Origin of the sequence: Psychroflexus maritimus (assembly GCF_011089875.1) — a bacterium.
GTDB classification, from domain to species: Bacteria; Bacteroidota; Bacteroidia; order Flavobacteriales; family Flavobacteriaceae; genus Psychroflexus; species Psychroflexus maritimus.
In genome coordinates this window covers 43,320-56,647 of record NZ_JAANAS010000037.1, presented here as the reverse complement: position 1 = coordinate 56,647, position 13,328 = coordinate 43,320, and the positions used below count along the sequence as shown (strand labels likewise).

8 protein-coding genes are annotated in these 13,328 nt (G+C 36.1%); 6 read left to right on the top strand and 2 right to left on the bottom strand.

Annotated elements, in window-relative coordinates; translation table 11 throughout:
* Positions 1-355: 355 nt before the first annotated feature.
* Positions 356-3,214 carry an aminomethyl-transferring glycine dehydrogenase gene (gene gcvP, locus G7034_RS04190; RefSeq protein WP_166399715.1) on the bottom strand — a complete coding sequence of 953 codons (2,859 nt, stop codon included), beginning with the start codon at positions 3,212-3,214 and terminating at the stop codon, positions 356-358.
* A gap of 120 nt (positions 3,215-3,334) precedes the next feature.
* Here gcvP and G7034_RS04185 point away from each other — a divergent pair, with 120 nt between their 5' ends.
* Positions 3,335-4,150 (top strand): UbiA prenyltransferase family protein, encoded by an 816-nt coding sequence (locus G7034_RS04185; protein ID WP_166399714.1) that lies wholly within the window; start codon positions 3,335-3,337, stop codon positions 4,148-4,150.
* A gap of 7 nt (positions 4,151-4,157) precedes the next feature.
* Here the strand turns inward: G7034_RS04185 and G7034_RS04180 are convergent, their stop codons facing one another.
* Positions 4,158-5,057 (bottom strand): LysR family transcriptional regulator, encoded by a 900-nt coding sequence (locus G7034_RS04180; RefSeq protein ID WP_166399713.1) that lies wholly within the window; start codon positions 5,055-5,057, stop codon positions 4,158-4,160.
* Positions 5,058-5,142: 85 nt separating this feature from the next.
* Here G7034_RS04180 and G7034_RS04175 point away from each other — a divergent pair, with 85 nt between their 5' ends.
* From G7034_RS04175 to odhB, 5 genes are all read left to right on the top strand, one after another.
* Positions 5,143-6,573 (top strand): NADP-dependent isocitrate dehydrogenase, encoded by a 1,431-nt coding sequence (locus tag G7034_RS04175; RefSeq protein ID WP_166399712.1) that lies wholly within the window; start codon positions 5,143-5,145, stop codon positions 6,571-6,573.
* A 138-nt stretch (positions 6,574-6,711) separates the two neighbouring features.
* Positions 6,712-7,683: a sodium-dependent bicarbonate transport family permease gene (locus tag G7034_RS04170; protein WP_166399711.1), complete on the top strand. Its 972-nt coding sequence runs from the start codon at positions 6,712-6,714 to the stop codon at positions 7,681-7,683.
* 172 nt (positions 7,684-7,855) lie between these two features.
* Positions 7,856-8,875 (top strand): class 1 fructose-bisphosphatase, encoded by a 1,020-nt coding sequence (fbp, locus tag G7034_RS04165; RefSeq protein WP_166399710.1) that lies wholly within the window; start codon positions 7,856-7,858, stop codon positions 8,873-8,875.
* A gap of 299 nt (positions 8,876-9,174) precedes the next feature.
* On the top strand, positions 9,175-11,976 hold the full coding sequence (locus tag G7034_RS04160; RefSeq protein ID WP_166399709.1) for a 2-oxoglutarate dehydrogenase E1 component: 2,802 nt from the start codon (positions 9,175-9,177) through the stop codon (positions 11,974-11,976).
* A 22-nt stretch (positions 11,977-11,998) separates the two neighbouring features.
* Positions 11,999-13,234 (top strand): 2-oxoglutarate dehydrogenase complex dihydrolipoyllysine-residue succinyltransferase, encoded by a 1,236-nt coding sequence (gene odhB / locus G7034_RS04155; protein WP_166399708.1) that lies wholly within the window; start codon positions 11,999-12,001, stop codon positions 13,232-13,234.
* The last annotated feature ends 94 nt before the right edge of the window (positions 13,235-13,328 follow it).

Here is a 13,328-nt window from a genome sequence, read left to right as displayed (position 1 = left end):
CATTTTTCCATATATTTCCTTGTTCACAATTTCCGTCCCGTACGTACGGGATGCAAATTATTCACAGCGTTATATATGAAAAAAGCAATTTCGCTCTCTTAACGATATTTAATAGTTAAATTGGTATAAATCGCGCTATCCGTTGCAATTCCTCCTTTCTCAAGTCATTTTTTAAAAGATTGAGCAAGAGCTTCCTGCCGGTCGCTTTGTCAATCTAAAAAAAATAATACTTTCAAAAGTCCGGGATTTCCACTGCTATCGCTAACGCAAGATTCTGATTTCAAATAAAAAAACGCTACTTCATTTCAAGGATTGAAAAAAGTAGCGTTCTATTTTATTTAAAACTGAACTAAATTTAGTTTTCAGTTTCAGTCATATAGCTTTCTAAAGGTTCACAAGAACACATTAAATTTCGATCACCATAAGCTTCATCAACTCTTCTTGTAGATGGCCAAAACTTATTAGCAGAAACAAATGGAAGCGGAAAAGCTGCCTTTTGTCTTGAATAAGGTAAATTCCATTCATCGGTAGTAAGCATTGCCAAAGTATGTGGTGCGTTAACTAAAACATTGTTTGGTTCAGATTTATCACATTCTTCAATTTCTTTTCTGATAGCAATCATGGCATCACAAAAACGATCTAATTCTGCTTTTCCTTCACTTTCTGTAGGTTCAATCATCATGGTTCCTGCCACAGGAAAAGATACGGTTGGTGAATGGAAGCCATAATCAATTAATCGCTTTGCAATATCTTTAACTTCAATTCCTTTTTCCTTAAAGGCTCTACAATCAATAATCATTTCATGGGCTGCTCTACCGCGTTCACCAGAATATAATGTTGGGTAGAAATCGCTTAACCTAGATTTAATGTAATTGGCATTTAAAATAGCATGTTCGGTAGAGGATGTTAAACCTTCTTCGCCTAACATTCTAATGTAGGCATAAGAAATTAAACAAACTAAAGAGGAACCCCAAGGTGCTGCTGAAATTGCTGAAATAGCATTTTCTCCACCGGTTTTAATCATAGGATTAGAAGGTAAAAATGGCACCAATTGTTTAGCGACACAAATAGGACCTACGCCAGGCCCTCCGCCACCGTGAGGAATGGCAAAGGTTTTGTGTAAATTTAAATGACAAACATCTGCGCCAATTCTTCCAGGGCTTGTTAAACCTACCTGGGCATTCATATTAGCTCCGTCCATATAAACTTGTCCGCCATGTTCGTGGATTGTTCTTGTAATTTCTCGAATAGAAGATTCAAAAACACCGTGAGTTGATGGGTAAGTAACCATTAAAGCGGCTAAATTCTCACTGTATTTTTCAGCTTTCTCTTTTAAATCTTCTATATCAATATTTCCTTCTTCAGTAGCTTTAACCACTACCACTTTCATTCCTGCCATTACGGCACTAGCTGGGTTTGTTCCGTGTGCAGAAGAAGGGACTAAGCAAATTTTTCTATGCGCATCTCCGTTGGCTAAATGATAAGCTCGAATTACCATTAATCCAGCAAACTCTCCTTGCGCCCCAGAATTTGGTTGTAAAGAAGTAGCCGAAAAACCCGTGATTTCAGTTAAATAATCTTCTAGTTTTTCAAGCATTTCATGGTATCCTTCCGCTTGATTTACTGGAGCAAATGGGTGAATATTTCCCCATTTGGGATTGCTTAACGGCAACATTTCTGAAGCGGCATTCAGTTTCATGGTACAAGAGCCCAAGGAAATCATAGAGTGATTTAAGGCTAAATCTTTTCTTTCTAAACGCTTGATGTAACGCATTAAAGAAGTTTCTGAATGGAAACTATTAAACACCTCCTGCGTCATAAAAGAAGTTTTTCTGTTTAAAGCTGAAGCTTCAATAAGGTCTTGGTCTAAATTGCCAAGAGAAACTTTTTCTTTACCAATAGCTTCAGCAAATACATGAACTATTTTATTTAAATCTTCCATAGAAGTAGCCTCATTTATTGAAATAACAACGCTATCTTCAGCAGGGTAATAGAAATTAATTTCGTTTTTAAGCGCAATAGCCTCTATTTTTTGGGCATTGGTTTTTATGGAAAGGGTATCAAAATACAATTCATTTTCTTGATAAAGACCTAGTTTTTCTAGGGCTTCAGTCAATTGAACGGCTTTGCGATGTACTTGATTAGCAATATAAGTTAAGCCTTTTGGTCCGTGATAAACTCCGTAAAATCCGGCCATTACAGCCAATAAAACCTGAGCTGTACAGATGTTAGAAGTAGCTTTATCTCGTTTAATGTGTTGCTCTCTTGTTTGGAGCGCCATACGCATAGAAGGGTTTCCATCAACATCTTTGGTTACACCAATAATTCTACCGGGAATGTTTCTTTTGTAAGCTTCTTTTGTGGCAAAATAAGCAGCATGAGGACCTCCATAACCTAATGGAATCCCGAAACGCTGTGTGGTTCCTACCACAACATCAACTCCCCAATTTCCAGGAGCTTCTAGCTTAACTAAGCTTAAAATATCGGCAGCAACGGCGACTTTAATATCGTTTTCAATGGCTTTTTTAGTGAAGGCTTCGTAATCGTAAACTTTTCCTGTTTTGCCAGGGTACTGAACCAATGCGCCAAAGAAAGCTTCAGAAAAATCGAAATCTTCATGCTTGCCAACTACAAGTTCTACTTCAATTGGTGTAGCTCTTGTTTCTAATAAAGCTAAGGTTTGAGGCATCACTTCTTCAGAGACAAAAAACTTATTGGCTTTGCTTTTTTTCTTTGTTCTGCTTCGCACAGCAAAAAGTAAACTCATGGCTTCAGCGGCGGCCGTAGCTTCGTCTAAAAGTGAGGCATTAGCCAGTTCCATTCCGGTTAAATCGCTCACCATGGTTTGGAAATTGATAAGCGCTTCTAGTCTTCCTTGAGCAATTTCAGCTTGGTAAGGCGTGTAAGCTGTGTACCAGCCTGGGTTTTCTAAGACATTACGTTGAATTACAGCAGGCAATACCGCTTCGTGGTAACCCAAACCTATGTAGGATTTAAAAAGCTTATTTTTTTCTGCAAGTGTGTTGATGTGTTGTGCGAATTCATACTCACTTAAAGCTGGAGGAAGGTTTAATGGGCGTTCTAATTTTATTTCATCAGGAATGGTTTCAAACATTAGTTGTCCCATGTTTTCCACCCCAATTGAATTAAACATTGCTGCTAATTCTTCTTTTCTTGGGCCTATGTGTCGTAGTGCAAATAACTCAGTGTTCATATCCTTCAATTGAATTTTTTGCAAAAATACTTTTTTAAAGTACATAGACTTGTTAAATATTAAATTATTAAGCTTTGTTTTTGAATGTTTTATATAGAATTGCATTTTCAAAGAAAAAGAATGCGTAAGTTTAGAGAACTAATTTCCGTCTATATTAATTCGAGTATTCACGTTGCACTAGCTGTGGTGGCTTTGACCTATGTATCTGCTATTGAACTTGCGCTTGAATTACCTGATTATTTGGTGTATTTTATTTTTTTTGCAAGCATTACCGGCTATAATTTTGTGAAATATGCAGGAATTGCCAAGTTATACCATATTAGCTTGACTTCTAACCTGCGATTAATTCAGATTTTTTCTTTCATTTCCTTTTTATTAATGCTGTATTTTGGATGGCAATTAAGTGCTTTAGCGTGGTTAGTGCTTCTTCCCTTAGGCTTACTAAATTTTTTTTATGCAGTTCCTGTATTTTTAAAAGCAAGAAATTTAAGGTCGATTCCGTTTTTGAAGGTGTTTGTTATCGCATTGGTTTGGGCTGGAGTAAGTGTATATCTTCCTGTAATTGAAACTTATACTGAGCTAACTTCCACCACACATTGGTATGCAGGTCAACGATTTTTAACAGTTTGCTGCTTAATGATTCCCTTTGAAATTAGGGATATACGCTTTGATCAAATAGGAATAAAAACATTGCCTCAAGTGCTAGGTATTACAAAGACTAAAATTTTAGGGGGATTACTTTTATTAATAGGCAGTGGTATCAATTTTATTCTTCTTGATAGTACTCATTTTAGTGTTTATTTGTTAGTAGCGCTTAGTCTATTGTTGCTAATTCTCTTTAGCAAGGTTCATCAAAAAAAGTATTTCGCTTCTTTTTGGGTCGAAGCTTTGCCAATTTTTTACCTGTTTGTTTTGATTTTAATAACTTCATTCTGAAAAATTATCAGGCTGTAAAGTGTTTTTTGATGATGGGCTCTTTTTCCTCATTCAAGAAGCGAATAAAGGCACTTGATACTGGACTTAACTTTTTATCACTTCGCCAAATTACATACCATTTCGATTTTATAGGAAGTCCTTTTTGTGGGATTACTTTTAACCGCTGTTTGGCTAAATCGTCTTTAATTCCTATTAATGGCATTATACTACTTCCAAGATTGGCTAATACAGCCTGTTTTACCGCTTCATTAGAAGAAAGTTCGTACTTCGTTTGGACTAGTATATGCTGCTTTTTAAGGTAATTCTCCATCGCCGTTCGGGTGGCTGAGCCTAATTCCCGAAATATTAAAGGATGGTGTTTAAACACTGATGCACCACGTTCTTTAACTTCATTATGAGCAATTAAAAAAAGCTCGTTATCCATAAGTTCAATTTTTTCAAGGGCAAGGGTTTTAGGTAATGTTGAAACTATGGCAAAATCTGATTTATTTTGCTCTAAAGATTTAACCACACTGTTTTTATTGGTCACCTCAATTTCTAAATCGATCGTTGAATGTTTTTTTACAAAGGGGCTCACAAAAAAAGGAATGACATACTTGGCCGTAGAAACTGAAGAAATTTTAAGATGCCCTTTTAACAAACCTGAAAAGGCCGCACTTTTTTGCTGTATTAATTCAATTTGATTTAAAATTTCCTTCGATGATTCGTAAATCTCTAAACCAAAGGGAGTCGGATTAAATTTTTTGTTGATGATTTCATAAATAGGAATCTCAAATTGATCTTGAAAATTTCTCAACTGTATTGAAACAGCCGGTTGTGAAAGATAAAGTTTCTCTGAAGCCTTAGTAATACTACTACACTCTACTACCGTAGTAAACACTCTAATCTGATTAAAGGTTATATTCATATATAATTTTGTTTATGTGTTGTATAACAAATATAAATAAAAACTTATGTAATTTTTATTACATATTTGCAAAAAAATTAAAAAAATGAAAACCATAACTATTGCAAAAGGAGACGGAATTGGTCCTGAAATTATGGAAGCTACTTTACAAATCTTAAAAGCTTCTGGGGTTCAATTAAAATTTGAGGAAATTGAAGTGGGCAAAGAGGCTTACTTAGCTGGCTTTACTTCGGGTATTTCGCCAGCAGCTTGGAAGTGTATTAGAAAGAATAAGGTGCTTTTAAAGGCGCCTATTACTACGCCACAAGGAAAAGGATACAAAAGCTTAAACGTAACTTTAAGAAAAACTCTTGGTTTATATGCTAATATTCGGCCTTGCAAAAGCTTACATCCTTATGTTGAGACAAAGCATCCCATCATGGACCTTGTGATTGTTCGTGAGAACGAAGAAGACCTTTATGCAGGTATAGAGCATCAACAAACCAATGATGTTGTTCAATGCTTAAAACTCATTTCTGTTCCGGGTTGCGAGAAAATTATTCGCTACGCATTTGAATACGCCAAAGCTAATAACAGGAAAAAAGTAACTTGCTTTACCAAAGATAATATTATGAAACAGACCGATGGTTTGTTTCATCAAATGTTTACTGAGATAGCAAAAGAGTACCCTAGCCTAAAAAGCGAACACTGGATTGTTGATATTGGTGCAGCAAAAGTAGCTGAAACACCCGAAGATTTTGATGTAATAGTGATGCCTAATTTATATGGTGACATTATCTCAGATATTGCTGCGCAAATTACAGGGTCTGTTGGTTTAGCAGGATCTTCTAATATTGGAGAAAACTGCGCTATGTTTGAAGCTATTCATGGGTCGGCTCCAGATATTGCTGGACAAAACATGGCCAACCCAACAGGTTTGCTGCAAGGTGCTATTTTGATGCTTAAACATATTGGAGAAGGAAAGGCTGCAGAGCAAATACATAATGCATGGTCCAAAACTATTGAAGAAGGAAAACATACCGCCGATATATACAAAGCTGGAACAAGTAAAGAAAAATTAGGCACTAAAGAGTTTGCCGAAGCCATTATTGAAAACTTAGGAAAAGTTCCTGCGTTTTTACCTATTGTAAATTACAGTAAAAACACAAGTTTTGACGTTCCAAAGGCTAGTCAAGTAGCACCAAAAAAGAAAGAACTTGTAGGAATAGATGTTTTTACTGATGCTGATGTGAATCCAAATAAAATGGCAGAATTATTAAAAAAGGCAGAAAATCAACTAAAGTTAGTGATGATTACTAACCGAGGGGTAAAAGTTTGGCCTCAAGGTTTTGAAGAAACTTTTTGTACGCAACATTGGCGCTGTAGATTTATGAAAGACAATGAAGCTGTGGTAAATCGTGAAGAAATTATCGAACTACTCAGGCAACTAAACAATCATACTATAGACGTCATAAAAACAGAAAACTTATATACGTTTGAAGGAAAAAGAGGCTTTTCATTAGGACAAGGACAATAAGAAGGTGACTAAGCAAAACCACCTGAATAAAATAACAGCTCTCTGTAAAACACATACAGTGAGCTGTTTGCTGTCTTAACAGAGGCAATAATGAAAGAAAAATAAATTTATATAAACGCTTACAATTAAACATACATTATGAATCTAAATTTACTTATTGACAACATTACCAACCCCGCCCTTTTATTTTTTATATTAGGAATTTTAGCCGTTAAATTAAAAAGCGATTTAGCTATACCAGATAGTTCGTCGAAGTTTATTTCACTTTACTTATTATTTGCTATCGGATTTAAAGGGGGGCAAGAATTGGCTCATAGCGATTTTAACTTTCAGGTTAGCGGAGCTATCATTTTTGGTATTCTGCTTTCGGCTATTGTTCCTTTGTATGTTTTTTTCTTGGTAAAAAAGCGACTTGGTACTGAAAATGCTGGAGCTGTTGCTGCCGCCTACGGATCTATTAGTGCGGTAACTTTTGTCACTGCAGTAAGCTACTTAGAAATTTTAGATATTTCATTTGGAGGTCATATGGTAGCAACGATGGCTTTTATGGAAGCGCCAGCAATAATTGTAGGAATGTTTTTAATTAAGCAGTATTCAGTAGAAAGTACAACAGTAAAAACTAAACAAGTACTTCACCATGCTTTAACCAACAGTAGTGTCTTACTTATTTTAGGTAGTTTAGTTATAGGTTTTCTTGCTAGCGAAGAACATGCAAGAGGTATTGAGCCATTTACTACAGATATCTTTAAAGGCTTTTTAGCTGTTTTTTTATTAGATATGGGCATACAAAGCGGGAGAAAACTTTCAGATTTCTTCAAAACTGGATTTTCAAATTTGTATTTAGCTATTGGTTTACCATTTGTAAACGGTACTTTAACCGCGCTAATAAGTTCCTTTTTTATTGATAGCTTAGGCGATCGATTTTTACTTAGCATTTTAGCAGCAAGTGCATCCTATATTGCGGTTCCTGCCGCCATGCGCGTAGTTGCCCCTAAATCGAATCCCGGCATCTATTTACCTATGGCTTTAGCCATTACTTTTCCTATTAATATTAGCCTTGGGTTTCCTATTTACATGTATATATTAAAGCTAGTAGCTTCAACCTCTTAATCTTTGTTGCTTCAGTTTTAAAGACTGGAACAATGTTTCAAATGGCCTCAATGCCTAAATTTTTAAAGGGGTAAAATAAAACTGAATTTAGATAAGAACTGCATTCAGAAAAACTTGCCTCTTAAGATTTCTTTTGTATTTTTGCGCTATCAACTACAACGATATAGCAATTATGACAAAAACCAATCAAACCTTAGGTGAGTTTATTATTGGGCATCAAGAATCTTTTAAATATTCATCAGGAGAATTATCACGATTAATCAACTCTATTCGCTTGGCTGCTAAAGTAGTAAACCACGAGGTAAACAAAGCCGGTTTAGTTGATATTGTTGGCGAAGTTGGGGAAACAAACGTACAAGGCGAAGATCAAAAAAAACTAGATGTCTATGCCAATGAAAAATTCATTCAAACCCTCATTAACCGCGAAATTGTTTGTGGAATTGCTTCAGAAGAAAACGATAATTACATCACCATTCAAGGGCATAACGAAAAACATAACAACAAATACGTGGTTTTAATGGACCCCTTAGATGGAAGTTCAAACATTGATGTAAACGTTTCCGTTGGAACCATCTTTTCCATCTACAGACGGGTTACGCCTATTGGTCAGCCAGTAGAAATGGAAGATTTTCTTCAGCCAGGGAATCAACAAGTAGCCGCCGGTTACATTATTTACGGCACTTCAACTATGTTGGTTTATTCAACAGGACATGGGGTAAACGGTTTTACATTAAACCCGGCTATTGGTACGTATTATTTAAGTCATCCGAACATGAAAATCCCTGAGGAAGGACAAATTTATTCCATCAATGAAGGGAATTATGTACATTTTCCTCAAGGAGTAAAAGATTATATTAAATACTGTCAATTAGAAGACGAAGAAAACGGAAAAACACCTTACACCGCCCGTTACATTGGCTCTTTGGTTTCAGATTTCCACAGAAACTTAATTAAAGGAGGAATCTATATTTATCCAAAAAGCTCTAAGGCAAACAACGGTAAATTACGCTTGCTTTACGAATGTAATCCAATGGCTTTTCTAGCAGAACAAGCAGGGGGTAAAGCCAGTAATGGTTTTCATCGGATATTAGACATCAAACCCAGCGAACTTCACGAACGAGTTCCTTTTTTCTGCGGAAGTACCAAAATGGTAGAAAAAGCAGAGAAAATGATGGCCGAAGCAGAGAGATAAGAAAAAAGAAAATTGAACATTTGGTTAAATATATCCATTAAAGGTGCAATCAATAAGTCTTCTACTCAAAGCTTATAGTTGTGCCTGTTTAGCAATCTAAAACACAGCAATTAGTAGAGTAAATAATTAAAACTTGATAATTCTAGCGATTTTAAATTCAATTTCAGCAAAAAAACAGGGCTTATTTTATCATTTTAAGAAAAACAAACCTAGCTTTCAATATTTGTTAAAGTGTTGTTGTTAGATGAATCTAATGTTGTAAATTTGCTTCATATAAAACAGAAATAGTAATTCCTTATATGGACCAATTTTCATTTCTAAATGCAGTGCATCCTTCGCACCTTTCTCATTTATACGACCAATATTTACAAAACCCAGATAGTATTGAGCCAAGCTGGAGAGCCTTTTTCCAAGGTTTTGATTTAGGCATGCAAGAAAATGGATTTGTAGAAGAAGTAGTTGTAAGAGACACAGAAACCAATAAAACCAAAACAGTAGAAGTTCCTGATAATGTACAAAAAGAATTTCAGGTAATTAATTTAATTGATGGCTATCGCCACCGTGGTCACTTGTTCACTAAAACTAATCCCGTTCGTGAGCGAAGACAATACCAACCAAAATTAGCTATAGAGAATTTTGGACTTTCGTCTTCAGACCTAACTACCGAATTTGAAGCTGGTGAATTAATTGGCATTGGCAAAGCATCGCTCAAAAAAATCATCGAATTCCTTGAAAACGTATTCTGTGATTCTATTGGTGTTGAATTTGCCTATATCAGAAAACCTGAGGAAGTAAAATGGATTCAAGATAAAATATACCACAACCAAAATCAACCTAATTTTTCTAAAGATGAAAAGAAAAACATTTTAAGAAAACTAAATGAAGCGGTTACTTTTGAATCTTTCTTACACAAAAGTTACGTGGGACAAAAGCGTTTTTCTTTAGAAGGAAACGAAAGTTTAATCCCTGCCTTAGACGCTTTAATTGAAGGTGCTGCCAACAAAGGAGTTAAAGAATTTGTGATGGGAATGGCCCACCGTGGTCGTTTAAACACCTTAGCCAATATCTTTGGCAAAGATCCTAAAAGCATCTTTAATGAATTTGCCGGAAAAGATTATGAAATGGAAGGTTTTGATGGTGATGTAAAATATCACCTAGGATGGACCTCTGAAAGAGAAACCGATTCTGGCAAGAAAATCAATTTAAATATAGCACCTAACCCATCTCACTTAGAAACTGTTGGTGCCGTTGTTCAAGGTTTGGCTAGAGCTAAACAAGACGATCATCATTTAGGCGAAGAGCAAAATGTACTTCCCATTGTTGTTCATGGAGATGCCGCAATTTCAGGACAAGGTATTGCCTATGAAATTGTTCAAATGGCTCAATTAGATGGATACAAAACACAAGGAACCATTCACATTGTGGTCAATAATCAAATTGGTTTTACAACCAATTATATTGACGGACGTTCTTCCACCTATTGTACCGATGTAGGTAAAGTAACTTTATCTCCCGTACTTCATGTCAATGCCGATGATGTTGAAGCTGTGGTTCACGCCATGAATTTTGCATTAGAATACCGAATGAAATTTGGTAAAGATGTATTTATTGACTTGTTAGGTTATCGAAAATATGGACATAACGAAGGGGATGAACCAAGATTTACTCAACCTAAATTATACAAAGCCATTTCTAAACATGATAATCCTAGAGATATTTACGTTGAACAACTGAAAAAAGAAGGTATTGTTGACGATGATTTTGTTCAACAATTAGAAAGCAACTATAAATCTAAATTAGAAGAGGAATTTGATAAAGCTAAGCAGGAAGAAAAAGCTCAAGTAATTCCCATTTTACAAGAAGAATGGAATGACTTTAGCTATGGCGATCGCGAAGATATGATGGCCGATGTAAATACTAAATTTGATTTAGACGAACTTACTAAATTAGCCAAACTGATAACCAAACTTCCAGAGGATAAAAAAATAATGCGCAAAACAGCGCGTTTGTTTGAGAATAGAAACAAAATGTTCTTTGAAAAAAATGAGCTAGATTGGGCCATGGGCGAATTACTAGCTTACGCTACCTTGCTAAAAGAAGGGCACGATGTTAGAATTACAGGGCAAGATGTTGAGCGAGGAACGTTTTCACACAGACATGCCGTAATTAAAGTGGAGGACAGTGAGGAAGAAATTGTACCTCATAATCAAATAAACGAAGAAGCGAAGTTTTATATATACAACTCCTTACTTTCAGAATATGCAGTGGTTGGTTTTGATTATGGTTACGCCATGGCAAGCCCAAAAACACTAAGTATTTGGGAAGCGCAATTTGGCGATTTCTCTAACGGAGCCCAAATCATGATTGACCAATATATTTCTTCAGCTGAAGACAAATGGAAAACTCAAAATGGTTTGGTGTTATTGTTGCCGCACGGCTATGAAGGCCAAGGTTCTGAACACTCTTCAGCAAGAATGGAAAGGTATTTACAACTCTGTGCCAAAGACAATATGTTTGTTGCCAACTGTACTACACCAGCCAATTTATTCCACTTATTAAGAAGACAACTAAAAATCAACTTTAGAAAACCATTAGTTGTATTTACTCCAAAAAGCTTATTGCGTCATCCAAAGGTAACTTCAACTAAGGAAGAATTGGCTAACGGAGGTTTCCAAATGCTAATTGACGATCCAAAAGCGAAAGTAAAAGAGGTAAAATCGGTGGTGTTCTGTATGGGTAAATTTTATTACGATTTACTTAAACGAAAAGAAGAAGAAGACCGAAAAGACCTAGCTCTTGTTAGGTTAGAACAACTTTTTCCTATTCCGAAAGAGGAAATGAAAAAGCTGATGAAGAAATATAAAAACGCAGAAGAATTTGTCTGGGCACAGGAAGAACCAAGAAATATGGGAGCTTACTCTCATTTGTTGATTCAGTTTCCAGAGGTAGCCGACTTTAGGGTTTGTAGTAGAAGATTTTACGGCTCTCCGGCGGCAGGAAGTTCAGCGCGTTTTGAGAAACGACACAATGAAGTTATTGACTATGTGTTTGACAAGTCTAAAAATAACTGCGTTATAGATTATAAAAAAGATAAAAAATAAAAGATTTAGAAATTCATAGATTATGGCTTTAGAAATGAAAGTCCCTTCACCGGGCGAGTCAATTAGCGAAGTAGAAATCGCAGAATGGTTAGTCCAAGATGGCGACTACGTGGAGAAAGATCAAGCAATAGCTGAAGTAGATTCAGACAAAGCAACCTTAGAATTACCTGCAGAAGCAAGTGGTATTATTACGCTAAAAGCAGAAGAAGGCGATGTGGTAGAAGTAGGTGAAGTAGTTTGTCTTATTGATACTGATGCAGAAAAACCAGAAGCCCCCTCTAACTCCCCTAAAGGGGAAGAACAAGAAGAGTCTTCTAAAGAGGAAGAATCTAAAAACTCCTCTCCTTCGGAAGGGAAGGAGGAGGCTGAAACTTATGCTTCTGGAACACCTTCGCCTGCTGCAAAGAAGACCTTAGACGAAAAAGGAATCAATCCTAAAGAGGTTAAAGGAACAGGTAGAGATGGCAGAATTACCAAAGAAGACGCCGTTCAAGCCAAAGGAAAACCTTCTATGGGATCGCCAGGCACTGGAAAACGAAGCGAATCAAGGTCTAAAATGTCTATGCTTAGAAGAAAAGTTGCAGAGCGTTTGGTAAGTGCAAAGAACGAAACGGCTATGCTAACTACTTTCAACGAAGCTAACATGAAGCCAATTTTTGACCTTAGAAAGCAATACAAAGAAGAATTTAAAGAAAAGCACGGAGTTAGTTTAGGCTTTATGTCATTCTTCACTTTAGCAGTGGTGCGTGCCTTAGAAAAGTTTCCATCGGTTAACTCGATGGTGGACGGTAAAGAAATGATTACTTATGACTACAAAGATATAAGTATTGCCGTTTCTGGACCAAAAGGTTTAATGGTTCCTGTTATGAGAAATGCAGAAAACCTGAGTTTTAGAGGAGTTGAACAAGAAGTAAAACGCTTAGCAACCCGCGCTAGAGATGGAAAAATTACAGTTGATGAAATGACTGGCGGAACTTTTACCATTTCCAACGGAGGTGTTTTTGGCTCTATGATGTCAACTCCTATTATAAACCCACCACAAAGTGGTATTTTAGGAATGCATAATATTGTTGAACGCCCAATGGCGGTTGATGGTAAAGTAGTGATTTTACCTATGATGTACCTAGCTCTCTCTTATGACCACCGAATTATTGATGGTAGAGAATCGGTTGGTTTCTTAGTAGAAGTAAAAGAAGCACTAGAAAATCCAGAAGAATTACTTATGGATGGAGATGTAAAAAAAGCCTTAGAGTTGTAATCCCTCCAACATTATAAATTAGAAAAACCTTCAGCATAAACTGAAGGTTTTTTTGATGAACTGAAGAAACAAAGTAATCTTAGCTTTCAACAGT

Excerpts from the sequence above, each read along its gene's own strand:
- gcvP (WP_166399715.1), bottom strand. The coding sequence starts at position 3,214 with ATGAACACTGAGTTATTTGCACTACGACACATAGGCCCAAGAAAAGAA.
- G7034_RS04185 (WP_166399714.1), top strand. The coding sequence starts at position 3,335 with ATGCGTAAGTTTAGAGAACTAATTTCCGTCTATATTAATTCGAGTATT.
- G7034_RS04180 (WP_166399713.1), bottom strand. The coding sequence starts at position 5,057 with ATGAATATAACCTTTAATCAGATTAGAGTGTTTACTACGGTAGTAGAG.
- G7034_RS04175 (WP_166399712.1), top strand. The coding sequence starts at position 5,143 with ATGAAAACCATAACTATTGCAAAAGGAGACGGAATTGGTCCTGAAATT.
- G7034_RS04170 (WP_166399711.1), top strand. The coding sequence starts at position 6,712 with ATGAATCTAAATTTACTTATTGACAACATTACCAACCCCGCCCTTTTA.
- fbp (WP_166399710.1), top strand. The coding sequence starts at position 7,856 with ATGACAAAAACCAATCAAACCTTAGGTGAGTTTATTATTGGGCATCAA.
- G7034_RS04160 (WP_166399709.1), top strand. The coding sequence starts at position 9,175 with ATGGACCAATTTTCATTTCTAAATGCAGTGCATCCTTCGCACCTTTCT.
- odhB (WP_166399708.1), top strand. The coding sequence starts at position 11,999 with ATGGCTTTAGAAATGAAAGTCCCTTCACCGGGCGAGTCAATTAGCGAA.